Source organism: Bacteroides sp. ZJ-18 (assembly GCF_011038705.2).
Classification (GTDB): domain Bacteria; phylum Bacteroidota; class Bacteroidia; order Bacteroidales; family Bacteroidaceae; genus Bacteroides; species Bacteroides hominis.
Genome location: NZ_CP072198.1, coordinates 1,594,916 through 1,615,206, shown reverse-complemented (window position 1 = coordinate 1,615,206; position 20,291 = coordinate 1,594,916). Strand labels below are relative to the sequence as shown.

23 protein-coding genes and 1 tRNA gene are annotated in these 20,291 nt (G+C 37.6%); 15 read left to right on the top strand and 9 right to left on the bottom strand.

The window, feature by feature from the left end; all coding sequences use genetic code 11:
- Nucleotides 1-2: 2 nt before the first annotated feature.
- The 4 genes from G7Y45_RS06515 to G7Y45_RS06500 all read right to left on the bottom strand — a co-directional run bounded on the left by G7Y45_RS06515 (nucleotide 3) and on the right by G7Y45_RS06500 (nucleotide 3,067).
- Complete coding sequence (locus G7Y45_RS06515; RefSeq protein ID WP_005810597.1) at nucleotides 3-695, bottom strand: YjjG family noncanonical pyrimidine nucleotidase; 693 nt, start codon at nucleotides 693-695, stop codon at nucleotides 3-5.
- A gap of 90 nt (nucleotides 696-785) precedes the next feature.
- A complete protein-coding gene (locus G7Y45_RS06510; RefSeq protein ID WP_005810598.1) occupies nucleotides 786-1,643 on the bottom strand; it encodes a hypothetical protein in 858 nt (285 codons plus the stop codon).
- Between the two features lie 35 nt (nucleotides 1,644-1,678).
- Nucleotides 1,679-2,353 carry a 16S rRNA (cytidine(1402)-2'-O)-methyltransferase gene (gene rsmI, locus G7Y45_RS06505; RefSeq protein WP_005810600.1) on the bottom strand — a complete coding sequence of 225 codons (675 nt, stop codon included), beginning with the start codon at nucleotides 2,351-2,353 and terminating at the stop codon, nucleotides 1,679-1,681.
- Between the two features lie 18 nt (nucleotides 2,354-2,371).
- On the bottom strand, nucleotides 2,372-3,067 hold the full coding sequence (locus tag G7Y45_RS06500; RefSeq protein WP_165017836.1) for a hypothetical protein: 696 nt from the start codon (nucleotides 3,065-3,067) through the stop codon (nucleotides 2,372-2,374).
- Between the two features lie 115 nt (nucleotides 3,068-3,182).
- On the opposite strand from G7Y45_RS06500, the gene G7Y45_RS06495 reads away from it, so the two are divergent.
- The 4 genes from G7Y45_RS06495 (at nucleotide 3,183) to G7Y45_RS06480 (ending at nucleotide 6,615) form a co-directional block, all read left to right on the top strand.
- Nucleotides 3,183-3,782, top strand: a complete 600-nt coding sequence (locus G7Y45_RS06495) for a thymidine kinase (protein WP_005778531.1) — start codon at nucleotides 3,183-3,185, stop codon at nucleotides 3,780-3,782.
- Nucleotides 3,783-3,845: 63 nt separating this feature from the next.
- Complete coding sequence (locus G7Y45_RS06490; RefSeq protein ID WP_005810604.1) at nucleotides 3,846-4,985, top strand: AI-2E family transporter; 1,140 nt, start codon at nucleotides 3,846-3,848, stop codon at nucleotides 4,983-4,985.
- A gap of 94 nt (nucleotides 4,986-5,079) precedes the next feature.
- A tRNA-Lys gene (locus G7Y45_RS06485) sits at nucleotides 5,080-5,152 on the top strand.
- 242 nt (nucleotides 5,153-5,394) lie between these two features.
- Nucleotides 5,395-6,615: a site-specific integrase gene (locus G7Y45_RS06480; protein WP_165017839.1), complete on the top strand. Its 1,221-nt coding sequence runs from the start codon at nucleotides 5,395-5,397 to the stop codon at nucleotides 6,613-6,615.
- 283 nt (nucleotides 6,616-6,898) lie between these two features.
- Here the strand turns inward: G7Y45_RS06480 and G7Y45_RS06475 are convergent, their stop codons facing one another.
- Genes G7Y45_RS06475 through G7Y45_RS06465 form a run of 3 tightly spaced genes read right to left on the bottom strand, consistent with a single transcriptional unit; the run spans nucleotide 6,899 to nucleotide 7,840 of the window.
- Nucleotides 6,899-7,192: a helix-turn-helix domain-containing protein gene (locus tag G7Y45_RS06475; protein WP_165017842.1), complete on the bottom strand. Its 294-nt coding sequence runs from the start codon at nucleotides 7,190-7,192 to the stop codon at nucleotides 6,899-6,901.
- A 53-nt stretch (nucleotides 7,193-7,245) separates the two neighbouring features.
- Entirely contained in the window at nucleotides 7,246-7,539 is a 294-nt protein-coding gene (locus G7Y45_RS06470) for a DUF3876 domain-containing protein (RefSeq protein WP_165017844.1), read from the bottom strand.
- The gene (locus G7Y45_RS06465) at nucleotides 7,526-7,840 is read right to left on the bottom strand and encodes a helix-turn-helix domain-containing protein (RefSeq protein ID WP_117707540.1); all 315 of its coding nucleotides are present in this window, start codon (nucleotides 7,838-7,840) and stop codon (nucleotides 7,526-7,528) included. The genes G7Y45_RS06470 and G7Y45_RS06465 overlap by 14 nt, the downstream gene beginning before the upstream one ends.
- A 220-nt stretch (nucleotides 7,841-8,060) precedes the next feature.
- Here G7Y45_RS06465 and G7Y45_RS06460 point away from each other — a divergent pair, with 220 nt between their 5' ends.
- Both G7Y45_RS06460 and G7Y45_RS06455 read left to right on the top strand, forming a co-directional pair.
- Nucleotides 8,061-8,630: a Crp/Fnr family transcriptional regulator gene (locus G7Y45_RS06460; protein ID WP_165017846.1), complete on the top strand. Its 570-nt coding sequence runs from the start codon at nucleotides 8,061-8,063 to the stop codon at nucleotides 8,628-8,630.
- A gap of 46 nt (nucleotides 8,631-8,676) precedes the next feature.
- Complete coding sequence (locus G7Y45_RS06455) at nucleotides 8,677-9,084, top strand: cupin domain-containing protein (RefSeq protein WP_241159088.1); 408 nt, start codon at nucleotides 8,677-8,679, stop codon at nucleotides 9,082-9,084.
- A 31-nt stretch (nucleotides 9,085-9,115) separates the two neighbouring features.
- Here G7Y45_RS06455 and G7Y45_RS06450 read toward each other — a convergent pair whose 3' ends face one another.
- Nucleotides 9,116-9,451 (bottom strand): helix-turn-helix domain-containing protein, encoded by a 336-nt coding sequence (locus G7Y45_RS06450; protein WP_165017848.1) that lies wholly within the window; start codon nucleotides 9,449-9,451, stop codon nucleotides 9,116-9,118.
- 127 nt (nucleotides 9,452-9,578) lie between these two features.
- On the opposite strand from G7Y45_RS06450, the gene G7Y45_RS06445 reads away from it, so the two are divergent.
- The 9 genes from G7Y45_RS06445 (at nucleotide 9,579) to G7Y45_RS06410 (ending at nucleotide 18,117) form a co-directional block, all read left to right on the top strand.
- On the top strand, nucleotides 9,579-10,160 hold the full coding sequence (locus G7Y45_RS06445; protein ID WP_165017850.1) for a cysteine hydrolase family protein: 582 nt from the start codon (nucleotides 9,579-9,581) through the stop codon (nucleotides 10,158-10,160).
- Nucleotides 10,161-10,238: 78 nt separating this feature from the next.
- Entirely contained in the window at nucleotides 10,239-10,478 is a 240-nt protein-coding gene (locus tag G7Y45_RS19940; RefSeq protein ID WP_081030727.1) for a hypothetical protein, read from the top strand.
- Nucleotides 10,432-10,851: an RteC domain-containing protein gene (locus tag G7Y45_RS06440; RefSeq protein ID WP_311776643.1), complete on the top strand. Its 420-nt coding sequence runs from the start codon at nucleotides 10,432-10,434 to the stop codon at nucleotides 10,849-10,851. Before G7Y45_RS19940 ends, G7Y45_RS06440 begins: the two co-directional genes overlap by 47 nt.
- A 128-nt stretch (nucleotides 10,852-10,979) precedes the next feature.
- Nucleotides 10,980-11,312 carry a helix-turn-helix domain-containing protein gene (locus G7Y45_RS06435; RefSeq protein WP_165017852.1) on the top strand — a complete coding sequence of 111 codons (333 nt, stop codon included), beginning with the start codon at nucleotides 10,980-10,982 and terminating at the stop codon, nucleotides 11,310-11,312.
- Nucleotides 11,313-11,596: 284 nt separating this feature from the next.
- Nucleotides 11,597-12,181 carry a BfmA/BtgA family mobilization protein gene (locus G7Y45_RS06430; RefSeq protein ID WP_165017854.1) on the top strand — a complete coding sequence of 195 codons (585 nt, stop codon included), beginning with the start codon at nucleotides 11,597-11,599 and terminating at the stop codon, nucleotides 12,179-12,181.
- A 4-nt stretch (nucleotides 12,182-12,185) separates the two neighbouring features.
- Nucleotides 12,186-13,106 (top strand): DUF5712 family protein, encoded by a 921-nt coding sequence (locus tag G7Y45_RS06425; protein WP_165017856.1) that lies wholly within the window; start codon nucleotides 12,186-12,188, stop codon nucleotides 13,104-13,106.
- Nucleotides 13,107-13,462: 356 nt separating this feature from the next.
- Entirely contained in the window at nucleotides 13,463-15,529 is a 2,067-nt protein-coding gene (locus tag G7Y45_RS06420) for a DEAD/DEAH box helicase (protein ID WP_165017858.1), read from the top strand.
- A gap of 53 nt (nucleotides 15,530-15,582) precedes the next feature.
- Nucleotides 15,583-16,224 (top strand): DUF2290 domain-containing protein, encoded by a 642-nt coding sequence (locus G7Y45_RS06415; protein WP_165017860.1) that lies wholly within the window; start codon nucleotides 15,583-15,585, stop codon nucleotides 16,222-16,224.
- A 672-nt stretch (nucleotides 16,225-16,896) separates the two neighbouring features.
- Nucleotides 16,897-18,117, top strand: a complete 1,221-nt coding sequence (locus tag G7Y45_RS06410; protein WP_165017862.1) for a site-specific integrase — start codon at nucleotides 16,897-16,899, stop codon at nucleotides 18,115-18,117.
- 158 nt (nucleotides 18,118-18,275) lie between these two features.
- Here G7Y45_RS06410 and G7Y45_RS06405 read toward each other — a convergent pair whose 3' ends face one another.
- A complete protein-coding gene (locus tag G7Y45_RS06405) occupies nucleotides 18,276-20,168 on the bottom strand; it encodes a type IA DNA topoisomerase (RefSeq protein ID WP_165017917.1) in 1,893 nt (630 codons plus the stop codon).
- Nucleotides 20,169-20,291: the final 123 nt, after the last annotated feature.

Sequence of the window (20,291 nt, the reverse complement as noted above, 5' to 3'; positions counted from 1 at the left end):
TGTTACAACAGTTCCACCAACTCTTTCAAATCAGTCATTGAATAAGTAGGACGGAAAGGAAAATCAGTGCGTCCGGACACATTATAATAAGCCTGATGCATTCCCACTCCATGAGCACCAACAATATCAGCTTCCCAACTATCCCCAATCATTAATGATTCACGTAGTTCGGATTGTGTAGCCGACAAAGCAAAATGAAAAATTTCCGGCCAAGGCTTCATCACTCCCAGATCTTCCGAAAGAATTATTTTATCAAAATATGTATCAATGCCTGCCGAACGCATTTTACAGGATTGCAATTCCCTGAAACCATTTGAAAGAATATACAAATTATATTTAGGTGCCAAATACGAAAGTACCTCTTCCGCATACGGCATTAGCCTCCTTTTAGTAGGAACTATCAAAAAGAAATCGTCAGAATAACGTTTTGCAAGCATTTCATCGTCAACGCCAACAGCTTTCAAAGGATATAAAAAACGCTGTCGATTCAACTCTTCTTTAGTCACCTCCCCGTTTCCATATTCTACCCACAACTCCGCATTCCTCTTTTGGTAAAGAGAATAAAAATGGGAAAACGAATCGAAATACCTTCCCAATCCATATTTATCGTAAACTTCTTCAAACGTATCATACGCATTTTGGGAAAAGGCCCAGAGAGTATCATCTAAATCAAAAAACAGGTTTCTATATTTCATATTAATATATCAGGTACATTTCAAAAAAGAGAGCACGGATTACATACTGTGTAGTCCGTGCCCTTATCAGTTACGTTTGTTTTATACTACTTATTTGACCTGGATTACCAGATATTTAGATACACTCCAGAATTCTTTCGGATTCGTGATCTTCAAAGTCAGCTGACCTTTATCATCTTTAACCAGCTCGTAAGATTTAGCCGGATGAGTAGTGAGCAAATCAGCACGTTTAGAATATAATTTAATCTCTTTAGTAGTACGGATATCGATCTGAGTAAAATAATCCTTGTTGAAATCCGCACTCTTCAGCACATCCCCTTTTTCAAGAATCTTCTGAGATTTAAGCTCCGATTTAGTACCAAACACAAACCATGCACTATTGATGGCCTTATCCTGTTCTGCTACGGTCTTTGCCTTGGCTTCATTTTCAGCAGCCAATGACTCTTTATCGGCAGTCAGTCCGGTTACTGCAGCATCCAACTCCTGAATACGGATATTCTTAGAAGCTAATTCAGCCTGAAGCTCTTCGATACGCTGAGTTTTAGCAACCAACTCCTGAGTCAAAGATTCAACGGCTTTTTTCAATTGTGCCGAATTATTCTTACTATTCTTCAGCATAGCCTGCAACTTAGCGATCTGTGCCTTGTTTTCTTCCATCTGTTTCGTGATGAATTCAATATCAGATGCTATTTGTTGTTTTGCGGTTGCAGAATTCTCAGAGATAGTGCCACGGGTCAAGTCAACACGGCTTTCAGCTGCGTTTATTCTACGAAATCCTTCCTGAACTTCGTTGAAAGTACCCATCATTTCGTCCAATTCGGCATTGCGCTGGGTCAACTCCATCAAAAGAGAATCATTTTCTGCCTTCAGGTCCTTACTTCCACCACCCAGGCCGTTACACGAAGCCAACATAGCTGCGCATACTAATAAAACTACTAACTTTTTCATACGATTACGTTTTACGTTTTTAAATGAAGTTATTATTAATCGTCTATTCCTGCAAGTACAATCACAATCTCGCCCCGGGGTTCGGTAACGGTAAAGTGTTCTATCAATTCACTCAAAGTCCCGCGAACCGTTTCCTCATGAATCTTTGAAATTTCACGGGACACAGATACCCGACGTCCGGGACCGAAATATTCGGCAAACTGTGTCAATGTTTTCAGCAAACGATGTGGGGATTCATAAAACACCATTGTTCTGTGTTCATCCACCAACGATTTCAATTTTGTCATACGCCCCTTTTTCTGAGGGAGAAAACCTTCGAAACAAAACTTTTCGTTAGGCAATCCCGATGCTACCAACGCCGGAACAAAAGCTGTCGCTCCGGGCAGGCATTGTACTTCGATACCATTGCGCACACATTCACGAACTACCAGAAAACCCGGATCAGAAATTCCCGGTGTTCCGGCATCCGAAATCAAAGCAATGGTTTCTCCTGCCTTTATTCTATTAACAACACTCTCCACCGTTTTATGTTCATTAAACTTATGGTGGGATTGCATCACGTTTTTAATCTCAAAATGTTTCAGCAAGATTCCGGAAGTACGGGTATCCTCCGCCAGAATCAAGTCGACCTCCTTCAGGACTTTAATAGCCCTAAATGTCATGTCCTCCAAATTCCCGACCGGCGTCGGTACCACATATAGTTTTCCCATATCCTAATAATCGCGTTTTTATATAAAGTACTTTTTGAGAAGTTCCACTAAATCAGCTTTAGCTTCATTTTCCTCTTCCACCTTTATTTTAGAAGATAAGAAAACAAGAGCCGCATCCAGTGAATGCATCTCCCCAATCTGTTGCAACACATGATTCATTTGCTCCATGCTTCCCCCAAACAGTTCACGGGAAAAGCGAAACGAATCATTCAGACTGATTGAACGGCGTAAATCTCCAGTTGTTTTAATCCGCTCGGCCAAAATAGGTGTAGAAGCCGTATTGGTTTCAATCTTCATAGATACTTCAGCCGATTGTGCCGGTTCTACGGTCACTTCAGGCAATTCCAATTGTTCAGATTCCGGCATCTCCGGAGCCTCCGGAACTATTACAGGCTCTTCATCTTTCTCCGGGTTACCCACAACTATTTCTTCTTCTTCTTCTTCTTCTTCTTCTTCTTCTTCTTCTGCTGCTGCTGCTGCTGCTGCTGCTGACACAGGTTCCGGCATTGGATTTATAATCCGGTCAGGAAGTTCGTTTTCCGGTAGTGCTCCCCGATCCAACTGTTCCAGTAAGATGTCCAACCGGCCACGCATTTGCACAATATTTCTCTTTGCCACTTCACGCAAAGCAGAGTCCGGTTTACGCGAAACGGCCTCCATCAGGCATTTAAGTTCCTGAATATCCAATTCTATATCGTTCAACAATGCTTGCATATCTACATCTGAATTTCTTCTTGAATGACTTCGCAAATGTAGAAATAAATAATGAAAAAACACCGAGAAGCCAATAAAACTATTACTTTTGCAACCAATTATAACATACATCAGCATGGTATTATTTTCAGAAGATCATATACAAGAGACGAGAAGAAGAGGAAGAATTGAAGTAATTTGCGGTTCCATGTTTTCAGGAAAAACCGAAGAACTGATCCGTCGCATGAAGCGGGCCAAATTTGCCCGCCAACGCGTAGAGATATTCAAACCTGCCATTGACACACGCTATTCTGAGGGGGACGTTGTTTCACATGACAGTAATACCATTTCCTCCACCCCCATCGACTCTTCAGCCAGCATACTGCTTTTCACATCCGAAATTGATGTGGTAGGCATTGACGAGGCACAGTTCTTCGACAGTGGTTTAATAGATGTATGCAATCAATTGGCAAACAACGGAGTACGTGTCATCATAGCCGGATTGGACATGGACTTCAAAGGCATACCGTTTGGTCCGATGCCAGCTTTGTGTGCCATTGCCGACGAAGTATCCAAGGTACATGCCATTTGTGTAAAATGTGGACAATTAGCCTCTTTTTCACACCGTACGGTGAAAAACGACAAACAGGTGCTATTGGGTGAAACAGCCGAATACGAACCTTTATGTCGGGAGTGTTACCAGAAAGCCCTGCAAGAGGACAAAGAAAAATCATAATGACCTCACGGTAGCAAAGCCCGGACATTTCCGGTGAGGTCGCACATCAAACGTCAGATTATTATGGAAAGGAAAAAGATTACATTTGATAGTTTCATACGTGGTTCCATCTGCTGTGCGCTCATTGTGGGATTACTGATACTTTTTAAAAGGCTCAGCGGCGTGCTGCTACCTTTTTTTGTGGCATGGCTTATCGCTTATATGATTTATCCGCTCGTCAAATTTTTCCAGTATAAATTACGCTTTAAAAGCAGGATCATTTCTATTTTCTGCGCATTGTTCAGCATTACCATAGTAGGAATTGCCATTTTTTACCTTTTAGTGCCCCCAATGCTTGCCGAAATAGGACGAATGAACGATCTGTTGGTTACTTATCTGACTAATGGTGCTTATCGTTCCGGAACAGTGCCTCCTACTCTTTCGGAATTTATCCACAGGCATATCGACCTTCAGGCACTGAACCGAATCCTAAGTGAAGAAAATATAATGAATACCATTAAAGAGACTGTTCCTAAACTTTGGGCACTCGTTGCGGAATCTATTAATATTCTGTTTAGCGTATTCGCTTCATTCATCATTTTATTATATGTGGTATTCATCTTGCTCGACTATGAATCCATCGCAGAAGGATGGCTTCACCTGTTACCAGGCAAATACCGTACCTTTGCATCCAATCTGGTCAATGACATACAGGATGGAATGAATCGCTATTTCCGCGGCCAGGCACTTGTTGCCTTCTGTGTCGGCATCTTGTTCAGCATTGGATTCCTGATCATCGACTTTCCGATGGCTATTGCCTTGGGACTTTTCATCGGTGCCCTCAATATGGTTCCATATCTGCAGATTATCGGTTTCTTGCCTACCGTCATATTAGCAATCCTAAAAGCAGCTGATACCGGTGAGAATTTCTGGGTAATACTGGCAGGTGCCCTCGTTGTTTTTATTGTTGTTCAAGCCATCCAAGATGGTTTCCTTGTCCCAAGAATCATGGGAAAGATCACAGGGCTCAACCCTGCCATCATTCTTTTATCTCTTTCCATCTGGGGATCCTTGCTCGGAATGTTAGGTATGATCATAGCACTCCCGCTCACCACCCTAATGCTCTCCTATTATCAACGTTTCATCATCAACAAAGAGAGAATAAAATACGACACACATGAAACATCTGATAATCAGAAGATAGAGGAAGATGACGAAAAATAAATAAAACTTTTTTCACCCAAAAGCTTGCAGATATAAAAAAAGTCACTACCTTTGCACCCGCAATCAGGAAATAACTGATACGCAAATAAGGATTGATTCGCTAGCTCAGCAGGTAGAGCACAACACTTTTAATGTTGGGGTCCTGGGTTCGAGCCCCAGGCGGATCACTGAAAACAAAAGAATAATCAAGCAAATCCCTGATAATCAGACATTATCAGGGATTTCTTTTTTCTGACAGGTAGCAGAAAATAGCCGTTTCAAGCATATTATCGGTGGATAAATCGTGGGACTAAAATTTAGTTCAAAAAAGTCCCACGAATTTGCATCTTTCTCACTGATTCATAGTCTTTTGCATAGACTTACTTTGGAAGAGAATACATAGTTTTGTAACTTTAAAAACGATGTAAAAATGGCTCGAAAATCATTTTCTGTATTGTTCTTCATCAAGAAAGGCAAATTATTAAAGAACGGAGAAGCACCTGTGTGCATGAGAATCACCGTAAACGGCTGTATGGTAGATATTTCCATCAAAAGAAGCTGTCCCGTAAACCGATGGAATCAGGCAAAAGAGAATTCAAAAGGCAAAGACCGTATGTCGGTGGAACTGAACCACTACTTAGAAATCACCCGTTCGCACGTACATCAAATTTATAGAGAACTGGAAACTTCCGGCAAGGTTATCACTGTTGATCTTGTGAGAAAGTTGTTTTATGGTGTGGACGAAGATAACAAAACGCTATTGCAGGTATTCAGGGAGCATAACGAACAAAGCCGTAAGCTGATCGGTAAAGACTTTGTTAGCAAGACCGTTCAACGGTATGAAACCACTACTCGATATTTAGAGGAATTCATCAAGAAAGAATATCAACTATCAGATATTGCCTTGAATAATTTGGAAGCCAACTTCATTTCCAAGTTCGATGCTTTCTTGAAGATTGAAAAAGGTTGTGCGCAAAATTCAGCCATCACCCGATTGAAGAACTTGAAGAAGATTATTCGTATCGCTTTGGAAAACGATTGGATAAAGAAAGATCCGTTTGCTTACTACCGTTTCAAATTGGAAGAAACTGATCCCGAATTTCTGACAATGGACGAGATTAAAATTATTCTTGCCAAAGAGTTCACGATTAAGCGAGTAGAACAGGTACGGGATGTTTTTATTTTTTGCGTTTTTACAGGTTTGGCGTTCAGCGATGTAAAAGACTTATCACCTGAACATCTTGTTAGAGATAATAAAGGAGAAATTTGGATAAGGAAGAACCGCCAAAAGACAAAAATCATGTGTAACATTCCTGTGTTACCTGTGGCAGCTTCTATACTGGAAAAGTATAAAAATGTGGCAGAATGTACCGGAAAACTATTACCAGTATTGAGTAATCAGCGTATGAACAGTTATCTGAAAGAGATTGCAGATGTATGCGGGTTGCAGAAAAATCTGTGCACACATTCAGCTCGACACAGCTATGCCACCTCTATATGCCTAGCAAATGGCGTGAGTATGGAGAATGTAGCTAAGATGTTGGGACACGCAGATACAAGCGTAACAAAACATTATGCACGGGTACTGGATCAGAATATTTTCAAGGATATGCAAAAAGTAAATAGCTGTCTGTCGGAATTGGCTATATAATAGAGGCAGTAGCCAATATAGAAAAAGGATTGGGAAGAATGAATTTCATTTTCTCAATCCTTTTCTTTTATTGTAAGTTTTCCAGAACTCAATATGAAGCATTGACAAAGGTAAGTTCCGTATTTAGCCTGTTCAAGTCCGAGCCTTCGGTTTAGATGAAAATCTTCCTCTCACTATGTTCGAGCGTATTTTCATCTAAAGACTTGCACAGACTAAATACTTCACTGGAAAAGTCAATGATTCAAATTAAATTCCGAAAAACAATATTTTCGGGGCTGGTGGGCTATTCTTTCCAGCTTTCAAAGTAGTGCTTTTGGAGTAGCTTATCAATATCACTTTGGCGGTAGATGATTTTACCTTTTATCTGAATAAAGGGGATTAGCCCTGTATCTCTCCACTCTTGCAGGGTTCTCAGACTGACATTCAGTTTCTTGGAAATCTCATTGTTAGAAAGAAAGCGTTCCCCGTTCAAATGGGGCTTGTAATGTTTGACAATAGATTCAATGCCATTTAGCATCGAATCGAGCGAAGATATAAATTCTTTTATTTGTGGAGTGTCTTTATTTATTAGTTCCATGATTGAAAGATTGTTTTATTGAAATATTGATTTCAAGATGGCTAGATAGCTGGTTAGTTACGCAGATAGTCACCCAAAGATGAAATGCTAAGTACATCTTTTGCCGGATCATAATCTATATAGAGCCGTTTGGATACAATGGCAATAAAATACTGGCTACCATCTTGCTGTATCTCATAAGTAGCGGGTGAAGCCTGTTTGGTAGTTTCCGATACATATATAATAGAAAGAAGATACTCTTTATCGTTCCGATAGATAATAACCGTAGGATTCAGATTAACGCTTTCCCATGTGCCGACAATGGAAAACAGGTTGAAGGACGGGTAATTTTCTTTAATTCTTTTCATAAGGCATGGTTTGTTTGGGTGATTGATTTTGTGTTTCACTGTCCGCAATAATTCTTTCAATATCGGAAGACTTATAATAAATTTTGCTACCGATTTGAGAATAAGCCAGCCGTCCGCTGCTTCGGTAATATTGCAGCGTTCGTTTGCTAAAGCCTAACAACAGGCACACTTCTTGACTATCCAGCCAGTTTTCTACTTTCTGGGTATGAGTGCTGCACAAACTTTCTATTCGTTTGGCAAACTCGGTGAACCGCTCGCAGACATACGAAAAAGTTCTTTTTTCAATGGTTACTACTTCCATACTTCTAATTTTAAATGGTTTATAAAACGTGTTGATTCTATTTTCATCGGCAAATGAAAGAAGAATCAAGAGTAGTCTTCAAAACTGTCCAGAAGTGTCTGATAAAGGCATGATTAGGCATATTCCATGCTCTAAAATAGCCTGAATATGATTTAATTAGAGCCTCACATTTTTCCAATACAATATTATGTCTACTTTTGTAGTACTAATAAGAAACATCATGGACATAAAGAAATTGATAATAGAAGAAATTGGGTTATCAAATAGCTATTATGAGAAAGTAATAGAAGTATCAGAAAGATTATCGTTAAAAAAGAAAGATTTTCTTTTGCAGCAGGGTAAAGTATGCACTTTTATTGGCTTCGTTGAAAAGGGAACACTTCGCTCTTATATAGAAAAAGATGGTGAAGAATATACAAGTGATTTTTATACAGATGGTTCTTTTACAACTTCCTATAGAAGCTTTCTAACCAAAGAGCCAAGTATAGGAAGCATACAGGCATTAGAGAATTCTCTCATACTGAGTTTATCCAAATCTAACTACGAACTTTTGTTACAGGAATCTAATGAGTGGTATAAGCTAGGAAAGTATATTGCAGATACACTCTTTATCAGAAAGTGCCGTAAAGAGTCATCGCTACTAATGGATAGTGCATTGGATAGATATAAATTGCTTTTACGAACGTGTCCGCATATTGAACAACATGTATCACAATATCATATTGTATCTTATCTTGGTATTAAACCAGAATCTTTGAGCAGGCTTAAATCTCTTAACATAGGTCAATGACATAATTACCTCATTCACACTAATTTTGCAGCAAAACAAAGAAATCATGAATAAAGTATTGATATTCGTTTTATTTTTATCACTAAATAGCTGCATTTGTATGAAAAAGAGTACAGTAACTAGAACTGATCTTCTGACAGTTCATTTCCATGATAAACAGAGTTTATCAAAAGTCGAAATTAAGAAGATTGTAATACCTCAAAAGGGGAAAGCAGATTATCATCTTCACTCTTGCCCAGTTGTGGGTTATGTAGTTTCGGGAACTTTATTATTTCAAATAGAGGGACAGAGTTCATATCTAATAAAAGCAGGTGAAGCTTTTTACGAGCCTAAAAATCAACCTATTTTACATTTTGATAATGCATCAGATTCAACCCCTCTAATATTTGTAGCTTATTACATATTAGAAGGTGATGAAGATTTGATTACATTGCTACCACATAAAGAAGAATAAGAAAGCCGTTCTATACTCCTGAAAATGAGAATTATTCCAGTGAGTCATCTGCCATTTTTTTATATCCCCAATCAACCAAATATTGAATAAAAGGAATAAGTTCCTTACCTGTTTCAGTTAATGAGTATTCTACTTTTGGTGGTACTTGGGGATACATTTTGCGATGAATCAAATTGTCTGTTTCCAGTTCTTTTAAAGTCTGTGTTAGCATTTTCGTGCTTATATCTGACATTTCACGGCTAAGTTCACCATAACGCAAAACCAAATGTTTAGACAGAGCCCAAAGAATTCGTCCCTTATACTTTCCACCTATTCTTTGGAAAGCATAATCAAGGACGCAAACCTCTTTTTTAGTATTCTTATTCATTTTATTTCAGACGTATTGAACTGATTATCTACATTAGATACATTTTAGTATGTACCATACAATTCTGTACATACTTGATACAAAGGTAGTAAACATTTAATTTTGCAGAAACATTAAGCAGAAATATATGAAAACAAAAATTGCATTACTCCTCATTGATATTCAAAATGACTATTTTGAAGGAGGATTGAATCCATTAGTTGGAAGTTCCGAAGCTGGATTAAAAGCACAAGTAATCTTGCAACACTTTAGATTACAGTCTTTACCCATAATACATATACAACATATTTCTACCAAACAGGGTGCAACATTTTTTCTTCCCAACACTAAAGGAGCGAAAATACATGAAAATGTTGCACCGCTGAAAGAAGAGAATGTTATTATTAAACATACCCCTAATAGTTTTCATCGGACTATATTAGATTATTTATTACGCTCTCAGGATATTACAGATTTAGTTATCTGTGGAATGATGACGCAAATGTGTGTGGATGCAACAGTAAGAGCGGCTAAAGACCTCGGTTATAACTGCATAATAATATCCGATGCTTGTGCAACAAAAGACTTAGAGTTTCAAGATCAAATAATAAAAGCAAAAGACGTACACGCAGCTTTTCTGTCTTCGCTCAACCATTACTATTCAACTATCATTACAACAAAAGAATATATAAATCACCTAACAAACAAGGAGAAAGATGAAAACGATTAGTTTATTTATGCTCACAGTTGTATTTTCATACCCTATTTTTAGCAAAAAACAAAGTAGGACACTTTTTATTAATCAGATATGAATAACATTCTTAAATTGAGATTTTTTCGACTATTGTCGGAATACTCACAGCAGCAAGCACCTGTATTAGATTTTACAGAAGCTATCGAAGAATTGGCTAAACATTTAGCTGATATTAGTATGAATGAACAAGATTATAGCATTTTGTTACGCTATTTTTCTTTTGGACTAAACAGGCTCAAATCGTACCGTGTACAATTTGGGCAAGGGGAAAATTGCACCATTACTACTTATTGATGAAGCAATAGAACTTATAAAAACTGAAATCCGTATCTTGAATCTACGAATTCAATACCCTGAACAATTTCAGAAGCACAAGAAGACACAACCTTTTTCTACTTTCTATTTAACAGACGAAACCACACTAATCAACATAATGGAATTAGTTAGTGGTCTATTCCTATCCAAACGAATCATATACAAGAACGGTACACCTGTACCATTATCTGTTATCACAAAATCTTTTGAAGAACTATTCAATATTAAATTAGGCGATTGTTATAAGAAACATGAAAGTGTAATTTCCCGTAAGCCTACTAAACTAACTGAATTTTTAGATGAACTTCGGAAGTTTATTATCGAAGAACGAGAAAACAAAGGATACAGATAATCAACATCTTATCTACAATTTATAGGGGAGTACCACTGGTACACCCCTAATTAGTTTGCATCCATTTACCGAACTTTGCTTCATCAATCGATTGATAATAATAATGTTGAACTTAAAATTGAAGCAAAATGTATATAGATAACGAAAACTTCGAGAAGTGGATGGAGAAGCTATCCAAAAAACTCACTGAAATCGGACAAGACTTGAAATCTCTTATCAACACCGATACTGTATTCGATGAAAACGAAAAGCTATTGGATAACCAAGATTTAGCTTTTCTCCTAAAATCATCCTTTAGAACTTTACAACGCTATCGGGCGAAAGGTGTACTTCCCTACTTTACCATCAGGCGAAAAACGTATTATAGAGCCAGCGATATTCGGGCTTTCGTCCGGGAATATGCCGACTCTCAAGCCTACAAACAGTTCGAAAAAGCCAATCAGTTGGCTAATCAGCCCTGATAGCAAAAAGTAGCAGGGGAAAGAAGCCTGTGCTCAGGCTATTCCTTTGTGTTACCACCCCGATATAGCACAAACTGCCTCACCTATCGGTTCAGTCCGTTTCGCTAAATCAAGCAAGAGGGAACTGGACAAGTCCTGTTCTTCCCTCTTGCCCTGCGGGGCAAAGCCTTCGGCTTTAGCGTGTTACAAGAACACGCTGTAATGACACCTGTAATAAACATTTTCTCTGTAATGCTTATTATCAGGTATTTATCTATTCATATTTCTATAAAAAAGTAATTACCATGCCAAATAACAGTAGGAAAACGATATTCACTACCATTTCCATAGATAAGGAAACAGCAGCTTTGGTAGAAAAGATATGCAAACGCTATTCGCTGAAAAAGAGTGAAGTTGTAAAGTTGGCGTTCGGATATATAGATAAGGCACATATCAACCCATCCGAAGCTCCTGAATCTGTAAAATCAGAACTGGCGAAAATAAATAAGAGGCAGGATGATATTATCCGCTTCATTCGTCACTATGAAGAAGAGCAACTGAATCCGATGATACGGGCAACAAATTCTATAGCTTTACGTTTCGATGCTATCGGCAAAACTTTGGAAACTCTTATTCTCTCTCAACTGGAAGCCAGTCAGGAGAGACAAACAGCCATACTGAAAAAGTTAAGTGAGCAGTTCGGCAATCATGCCGATGTGATAAACAACCAATCCAAACAGATTAACGCACTCTACCAGATACACCAACGGGATTATAAAAGGTTACTACACTTGATACAACTCTATTCGGAACTTTCCGCTTGCGGTGTAATGGATAGCAAAAGGAAAGAGAATCTGAAAGGTGAAATCAGTAATTTGATAAATACATAGGATTATGCACATAGACTTTGCCCCACCATCAAACGGAACATATAATAATGCTGGTAGTAGCCAACAGCTAGCTAATTACCTCGAACATGAAGATTTAGAACGGATGGAGAAAGGTATTTATACCGAAGACTTTTTCAATCTAACAGATGATAATATCTATAAGTCAAAGGTGATAAAGGATATAGATACAAATATCGGGCAACTTCTGAAAACGGATGCTAAGTTTTATGCTATCCATGTCAGCCCATCGGAAAAGGAACTTCAAGCGATGGGTAATACAGAACAGGAACAAGCCGAAGCAGTGAAACGCTATATTCGTAAAGTGTTTATTCCTGAATATGCCAAGAATTTCAACAAAGGGCTATCCGAAACAGATATAAAGTTTTATGGGAAGATTCATTTTGATCGTAACCGTTCAGATAACAAATTGAATATGCACTGTCATTTGATTGTGAGCCGGAAAGATCAATCCAATAAGAAAAAACTATCTCCGCTTACTAATCACAAGAATACCAAGAATGGAGTAATAAAAGGTGGCTTCGACCGTGTGAACCTATTTAATCAGATAGAAAAGGGTTTTGATAAATTGTTCGACTACAACCGCCAACAATCTGAATCGTTTGATTATCACAACACGATGAAGAGGGGTTCTATATCTGAACAGCTTGCCATACAAAAGCAACAATTTACTAGCAAAAATAAAAAAGAAGGATTCCAATCCAGTGAAATAAAAAACAATATTTCATGCAATTTTGATAGCAAACAAAATAGTGAACATTCTTATAATCAGGGAAAAAACAGAACTGGGGATTCTTTATTATCAATCTTCTCATTAAGAGATACTAATAATTCTGATGTAACACAAGCGAATGAATTACAGGTAAAGAAACTCAAAAAGAAAAAGAAGAAAGGAATAAGACGATGATTGAATCAGAAGATAAATTCTGGTACTATGAACGAGCGCGAGAAGCCGAAACTGTTTACTAAACATGATGTGTGAGATATTCTAACTAATCTAACGGTAGCACATTCTCAGGCCTATGAGAATATTTATTTGAATAGGCGTGGGGAAAGTAAGGTTTGTGTATAGCTACACACTAATATATGATTATGATGAACAAACTAATCATTTTTTGCATATTATTAAGAGAAAGAATATTTGTTAATTTTTTGTTTTTCAGACACATACACATTATTCTTTAAATAGCGTGTTATAGTTTTCGTAGTATAGTTGTTTTTTCTATCTTTGTACCCCTGTATATATCAATTAAATATTTAATTATGAACATAATAGCAGATGAGATTAAGCTAACACAGGATGCTATTGCATATCGTGTTTGTGAAAAAATCAAATCATTTTCATTAGATAGCTCTGCTGTCCTTTATTATAATTTCCCTTTGTACCGTGGTGAGTTACCAGAAGATTTGATACAAGCCCAGTTTCTTTTAGCTTCTCCCAAATATGGAGTTCTATATTTAAAATGTTTGGATTCAAATCGATACTTGACAGAAGAGGAAGAAGAATATTTAGACGATTTAGATGTCAGTATTATCAATCGTTTAAATAAACGTAGCGAGTTAAGAAAAGGACGTAGGGAACTTAAATTCAATGTTACTCTTTTAATTATTTCAGAAAAAGATGAAGTTGTTGAAGATCGGAAATATGTTTCATTACCTTGTCTTAAACAAGCTATTGAAGCAAATGAGACAACTCAACTTACAGACGATGAATTTAATATTTTATTAAGCTGTATAGATGGGACCTCTCGCTTAACAACTAAAAAGGAACGTAAAAGTTCACCCGAAAATAAATCTAAACTTAAAGCTGATATTCTCAACATAATTCAAAACAAAGAAGCTGCATTTGATTTAGAACAAAAGAAAGTTGCCTTAGTAACAATTGATGGTCCTCAAAGAATTAGAGGCTTAGCTGGATCAGGGAAGACTATAATTCTAACAATGAAGGCTGCACTATATCACATGGCTCATCCTTATGAAGATATATTATATACATATTATACAAAATCCCTATATGGATTAATAAAAAATTTAATAGAACGGTTTTATAGAGATTTTGCAGATAATAGAGAACCCAATTGGAAAAAAATACATATTCTTCATGGATGGGGAGGAATTGAATTAGGGGGGGTATACTCTACGGCATGTATGGATAACGGTATCGAACCTATCACTTATAATGTCGCTAGACAATTTTCTGCTAATCCATTTGATTATGTTTGTAAATCTATTTTAAAAACAGGTAAAGTAACTCCTAAATACGATTTAACATTGATTGATGAAGGTCAAGATTTTCCAGATCATTTCTATCAACTATGTTATGCACTTTCAAAAGAAAAAAGAATAGTTTGGGCTTATGATGATTTCCAAAATATCTTTGATATAAATTTGCAAGATGAAAAAAACACTTTTGGAAAAGATGTAAATGGAAATTATTTTGTGGACTTCTCAAAAAACACTAATCCACTTCAAGACATCGTATTACATACGTGTTATCGAAATCCAAGAACTGCTCTCATTGCTGCTTTCTCATTAGGTCTAGGCATATATAATTCCAAAGTATTACAACGTCTAGAGGATAATAATCATTGGGAGCTATTGGGGTTTAAAGTTGAATCAGGACTCTCTGAAGTTGGAGATCAGATGGTAATATCTCGCCCTGTAGAGCATACACCTAATATAATGAATCAGGAATTGGGGATATATACAATTGAAGTACATTCATTTACAAATTACGAATTAGAATGTAAGTTTATAGCTCAATGCATTACTAAAGATATACAAGATGAGAAATTACGACCTGATGACATTTGTGTTATTTGTCTTGATAATAGGAATATTAATACATATTACTCTCTATTAGCTAAAATGTTAATAAGGAATGGCATATCCACCTTCAATCTTGTAGAAGCTCCAAATGCGAACAAACACTTCTTTTATGAAAATAATGTCACATTGTCTACTATTAATAAAGCGAAAGGAAATGAAGCAGGAATGGTTTATATCATAGGCGCAGACAGTGTTTTCATAAATAGAGATAATGTTATTTTAAGAAACAAATTATTTACAGCTATTACAAGAACAAAAGGATGGGTAACAATTACAGGTGGAGAAAAAATAAAATATTGTCTTGAAGAGTTGAAAAAATTGGAAGAGAATGACTTCAAACTAATATTCCGTCAACCAAGTAAAGAAACAACAAAAACTATTGAAAGAGGAAGTAGGATTCAACAGAGTTTATTACTTGATGTACAATCTAAAATAGACACTCTTATTAATAGTGGTTTAAGTGTTGAAGATATTATGCAATTTATTAAGAAGAAAAGATGAATGATGGAGCTTTTAACATATCAATAAATGACGCCGTACGTCTTTTAAAAAAGATGAAATTTTTAAAAAGACAGAAAGATATTGAAAGGGGAGTGTATTCTTTAGCTTCATTAGAAGCTGCAAAATCTGGTGATCTAAAAGAAATTTATCAAACAGCTATTGATAATAATGATTATGAGCTATTATTAGATGATGATTCTATTTTTCAATTCAGTAAAGAGGGGGAGAAACTGCGCTATGCTTTTATTCAATCTCAATCTTCTTATTTTTCTTTTATGGATTTTTTATTAGAAATATTTGAAGAAGATGAAATCCCTTTAGATGAGCAAATAATAGAAGAACTAAAAGTTGATTATGCAGAAGATTATGAACAAAGAAGAGATGAACAAAAAATAAATATAGGAGCAATGTATGTTAGATATGATGTAGATCGTAAAGGATATAGACCAAACCTACATTCGTATTCGCACCTCCATATCGGGCTAAATAATACCTTCAGATTGCCTAGTTCTATTATATTGACACCATTGACTTTTGTTCTGTTTATAATTAAACATGTATATATTGCACGTTGGGAAATAGCAATAAATGAAAATATTATTGACAGCCAAGTGTTTCAGTTCAAAAAAATATGTAGAAACATACCTGAAGAGCTATGGCAAAGCCAAGAACAAAGAGAATTATATATAGTATAGCAAGATTAGATAAATGTCTAATTTTGAATCTGCTTAACGCAAAATAATAGTTAATATATTACCTTTAAGAAAAAAAATACGACATGGCAGTATATACATTGCGTTATAAATAAAGCTATTCAAATAAATTGAGACAGATAATATCTTGATAATATATTACTTTTTAAAATTTACATATAACAACAATTATTTTACAGTAATATATTTCAAAGTAAATATCAGCAGCCTTACAAAAGAATTAAAACGAAGCATTCTATTTTGAAAAGCAAAAAGAAAGATATATCTTTGTCCTCAGTATTCTCCATGAGCAAACTACTGCAAAAGCACGTAGCAAATTAGTGGGATAAATCATGGGATATGCTTGAAGCAAGAATTATAAAGTTTTAAATATCAGCGTGGTAACTCTCTTTGGAGAATCCCAGGCGGATCACTTTTTAAAATAGCAAAATTGCATAAAGCTCTGATAATCAAACTTATCAGAGCTTTTTCTTTTATATCAAACCTGCATTTTACCGCGAATTGAAGCACCTAATTCAGGTGAAATCGGAGGACTTGAATTCCTCCAAATTTTAGTCCTCCGAATTGGTGTTTTATTCGTTGATTATCTGCATTTTACGTAATGCTATTCATCGCTTCTAAAAGTAACTTTGAACCATTAAACTTTTAAAGTGTATGAGTATGGAAAGAAATTATTTTTCGGTCCTTTTTTACATCAAGAAGGCCAAATTATTGAAAAACGGAGAGGCTCCTATCTGCCTGAGAATAACCGTAAATGGGAAACGTGCAGAAATTCAAGTCAAACGTAGTGTGGAGATTGACAAGTGGAATGCCCAAAGAGAATGTGCGATTGGTAAGGACAGAAAGTATCTGGAACTTAACCACTATCTGGAAACAGTACGTACCCGCGTACTTCGTATTCATCGTGAACTGGAACAGGATGATAAACCTATCACAGCTGAAATTCTGAAGAACTTATTCTATGGTGAAAACCAAACTCACAAGATGTTATTGGAAGTTTTCAAAGAACATAATGCAAAGTATCGTGAGCTAATAGGGAAAGATGTGGTGAAAGCTACGGTGCTCCGTTATGAGAGAACTGTACGATATCTTGAGGAGTTCTTGAAAAAAGAATATCGATTAAACGATATACCTCTGTGCAATATCAATCACGAGTTCATATCCAATTTTGAATTCTTTATCAAAACTGAAAAAAGTTGCGCTCAGAATGCAACTGTTAAATATTTAAAGAACCTAAAGAAAATTATCACATTGGCACTTACAAATAAATGGATGACGGATAACCCATTCTCCGGAGTCAGGTTCAAACAAACCCAATCTAACCGGGAATTTCTCAGCGAGGAAGAATTACATATTATTATGGAAAAAGAGTTTAATATACCTCGTTTAGAAATAGTACGCGACATTTTTGTTTTTTGTTGTCTGTCCGGATTAGCATTCACGGATATAAAACATTTACGTCCTGAGCATATTACAAAAGATCCTAATGGGGAAAATTGGATTCGAAAGCCTCGTGAAAAAACAAATAACATGTGTCACATACCGCTGCTTGACATTCCTGCATTAATAGCTGAAAAATATAAGGACAATCCGATCTGTAAACAAAAGAACATGGTGCTTCCTGTACCTTGTAATCAACGGATGAACAGTTATTTGAAAGAAATTGCCGATGTGTGTGGAATTACTAAAAAGTTGACGACCCATATCGCCCGCCATACGTTTGCATGCATAGCTCTGGCTAATAAAGTGTCAATGGAAACAATCGCTAGAATGTTGGGACATTCAGACATACGAACCACAAAAATTTATGCAAAGGTTTTAGACACTACTGTCTCCAAAGAAATGGAAGTGATGAAGCATAAATTTGCCATATAAAATAAGATATCAAAGGGGATGTCGTTTTTTGCGACATCCCCTTTGATCGAAAGTTATACCCCTCTGAATCTAAAAAGCCATAGGACTCTTTATTGAGTATTAACTCCTAGTTCAGCTCATCCGGTATCTCTCTAATTCTTTTTTCATAAACCGATAAATTATTTCTTAGGCTTATTATTCTTAAATGTAATGTCTATCCTGTAGTTGCCATCCAGTTCCAGCGAGGCTTCATACTTTTTCCCTTTCTTGCTGGTGAACTTGAGGTATCCGGTGCGCTTGCCTTGTAGCAGCAGGAGCATCTGGTTGTCCGTCAGTTCCCTGCCGTTGAATGTCCGGAACAAAAGGAAACCGCAATCGGGATCGCTGCACTTGGCTACCTTATTGAAGACGGTAATCGTTTCGGCCCCGCATTTGGGACAGTTACAATGCGGCAAGTCCGGGTGGTCGAGTTTCAGGGCAAGCAGTTCGGACGTGATTTGCCGGGCATAGGAGTTAATCTTCTCCGTAAATGTTTCTGTGGTAACTTTGCCGGTTTCTATCTCATGCAATTCACATTCCCACCTTCCGGTCATACTCACGTTGGCAATCATCTTTTTCTTGACAATATCGTATACTTCCAAACCTTTGGGAGTAGGCATCAGGAACCGTCCGCTTCTTTCCACATAATGTCGGGCGAGCAGCAGTTCGATAATGCCTGCACGAGTAGCCGGTGTGCCGAGTCTGGAGTCTTTCATTGCCTCCTTTTCTTTTTCATCGCTCAATTGCCGGCCGCAGCTTTCCATTGCCGCAAGTAGGCTTGCCTCGGTGAATACAGGCTGCGGCTTGGTTTTCTTGGCTAATGTATCAATACCAAGAATAGGCAATACTTCTCCTTCCTGAAACTCCGGCAGGAGGCTTTCTTCTTCTTTTTCACCCGGTTCATTGTAGATGCCTCTCCATCCCGGGATCTTGATTTGACATCCTTTTATGCCGAATAGTACACTGTTGCAGTCCACTTGTATGGAAACCGTCTCTTTCAGGCATTTGCCGGAGAAAGCCTCCAGCATACGTCCGGCAATCATGGAATAGATATTCTGCTCGTCGAGGGAGAGGTTCTGAGGAAAGTTCTCCGTAATGATTAATCCGTGATGGTCTGTCATCTTGCTATCGTCCACGCAATGTCGGTTCAAAGTCCGGTTACAGAGATTCTTCGCATGCTGTGCAAAACGGGGATGCTGCTTCAGCAGGGCGATGAGAGAAGGGGTCTGCTCGAAGATGTCCTCTGTAATATAGTTGCATCCGGTACGGGGATACGAGACGTACCCCGATTCATATAATTTTTGGGCAATGTTCAGCGTCTGCTCTGCGGTCAGTCCGAGTTTGGTGTTGGCACTTCGCTGCAGGGCGGTCAGGTCATATAGTAACGGAGCCTCTTCTGAGACTTCTTTCTTTTCTACCTGCACTACTTGGGCAGTTTTCTCTTCATAGACTTTTTCACGGGCAATGTCAAGTTTCTCCGGTGCATCATACTTTTCGGTGCAAGTCATTACGAGTTCTTCCCCGGTCTTTGTAGTCCGTAGTTGTAACTGGAAATAAGGTTTGAATATAAAATTCCTGCTATCCAGATACCTGTGGCAAATCATGGCAAGTGTCGGTGTCTGTACTCTTCCCAGGGAATAGTTGCTCTTTCCGGCAGCCATACTCAAAGACAGGCTGGCATTCATACCGACTACCCAATCTGCTTCTCTCCGGGCTTTGGCGGAACGGTACAGACTGTCAAACTCCCTGCTTGATTTAAGGTTATTGAACCCTTCCCGTATGGATTTTTCCGTAAGCGAGGATATCCACAGGCGTTTGGTTTCTTTGGTGTACCCCAGATATTCAAGGACGTATCTGGCTATAAGTTCTCCTTCGCGAGCCGCATCCGTACAAATAATCACACTACCGGCCTGATTCAACAGTTTACGGATTACGTCCAATTGTTTCAATGCTGACGGATCAGCCTTATAACCCTCTTTCGTCTTTACCTGGCGGACTACCAGTTTGAACGGATCGGGAATGATCGGCAGCATCTCTTTTTCCGCACGAACGATACCGTAGTCTTGAGGCAGGGCCAATGCCAACAGATGGCCGTAAGTTCATGTAACGGCATACCCGTTTCCACTCAAATATCCTTCCTGTTTCTCCGTTGCGCC

Bases quoted from the DNA above. Each gene is read 5' to 3' on its own strand.
- G7Y45_RS06430 (WP_165017854.1), top strand. From the start codon at position 11,597: ATGCCAAATAACAGTAGGAAAACGATATTCACTACCATTTCCATAGAT.
- G7Y45_RS06470 (WP_165017844.1), bottom strand. From the start codon at position 7,539: ATGAAAAGAATTAAAGAAAATTACCCGTCCTTCAACCTGTTTTCCATT.
- G7Y45_RS06415 (WP_165017860.1), top strand. From the start codon at position 15,583: ATGAAATTTTTAAAAAGACAGAAAGATATTGAAAGGGGAGTGTATTCT.
- G7Y45_RS06490 (WP_005810604.1), top strand. From the start codon at position 3,846: ATGGAAAGGAAAAAGATTACATTTGATAGTTTCATACGTGGTTCCATC.
- G7Y45_RS06500 (WP_165017836.1), bottom strand. From the start codon at position 3,067: ATGCAAGCATTGTTGAACGATATAGAATTGGATATTCAGGAACTTAAA.
- G7Y45_RS06435 (WP_165017852.1), top strand. From the start codon at position 10,980: ATGTATATAGATAACGAAAACTTCGAGAAGTGGATGGAGAAGCTATCC.
- G7Y45_RS06455 (WP_241159088.1), top strand. From the start codon at position 8,677: ATGAATAAAGTATTGATATTCGTTTTATTTTTATCACTAAATAGCTGC.
- G7Y45_RS06405 (WP_165017917.1), bottom strand. From the start codon at position 20,168: ATGCTGCCGATCATTCCCGATCCGTTCAAACTGGTAGTCCGCCAGGTA.
- G7Y45_RS06410 (WP_165017862.1), top strand. From the start codon at position 16,897: ATGAGTATGGAAAGAAATTATTTTTCGGTCCTTTTTTACATCAAGAAG.
- G7Y45_RS06480 (WP_165017839.1), top strand. From the start codon at position 5,395: ATGGCTCGAAAATCATTTTCTGTATTGTTCTTCATCAAGAAAGGCAAA.
- G7Y45_RS06515 (WP_005810597.1), bottom strand. From the start codon at position 695: ATGAAATATAGAAACCTGTTTTTTGATTTAGATGATACTCTCTGGGCC.
- G7Y45_RS06495 (WP_005778531.1), top strand. From the start codon at position 3,183: ATGGTATTATTTTCAGAAGATCATATACAAGAGACGAGAAGAAGAGGA.
- G7Y45_RS06510 (WP_005810598.1), bottom strand. From the start codon at position 1,643: ATGAAAAAGTTAGTAGTTTTATTAGTATGCGCAGCTATGTTGGCTTCG.
- G7Y45_RS06445 (WP_165017850.1), top strand. From the start codon at position 9,579: ATGAAAACAAAAATTGCATTACTCCTCATTGATATTCAAAATGACTAT.
- G7Y45_RS06450 (WP_165017848.1), bottom strand. From the start codon at position 9,451: ATGAATAAGAATACTAAAAAAGAGGTTTGCGTCCTTGATTATGCTTTC.
- G7Y45_RS19940 (WP_081030727.1), top strand. From the start codon at position 10,239: ATGAATAACATTCTTAAATTGAGATTTTTTCGACTATTGTCGGAATAC.
- G7Y45_RS06475 (WP_165017842.1), bottom strand. From the start codon at position 7,192: ATGGAACTAATAAATAAAGACACTCCACAAATAAAAGAATTTATATCT.
- G7Y45_RS06465 (WP_117707540.1), bottom strand. From the start codon at position 7,840: ATGGAAGTAGTAACCATTGAAAAAAGAACTTTTTCGTATGTCTGCGAG.
- G7Y45_RS06420 (WP_165017858.1), top strand. From the start codon at position 13,463: ATGAACATAATAGCAGATGAGATTAAGCTAACACAGGATGCTATTGCA.
- G7Y45_RS06425 (WP_165017856.1), top strand. From the start codon at position 12,186: ATGCACATAGACTTTGCCCCACCATCAAACGGAACATATAATAATGCT.
- G7Y45_RS06460 (WP_165017846.1), top strand. From the start codon at position 8,061: ATGGACATAAAGAAATTGATAATAGAAGAAATTGGGTTATCAAATAGC.
- rsmI (WP_005810600.1), bottom strand. From the start codon at position 2,353: ATGGGAAAACTATATGTGGTACCGACGCCGGTCGGGAATTTGGAGGAC.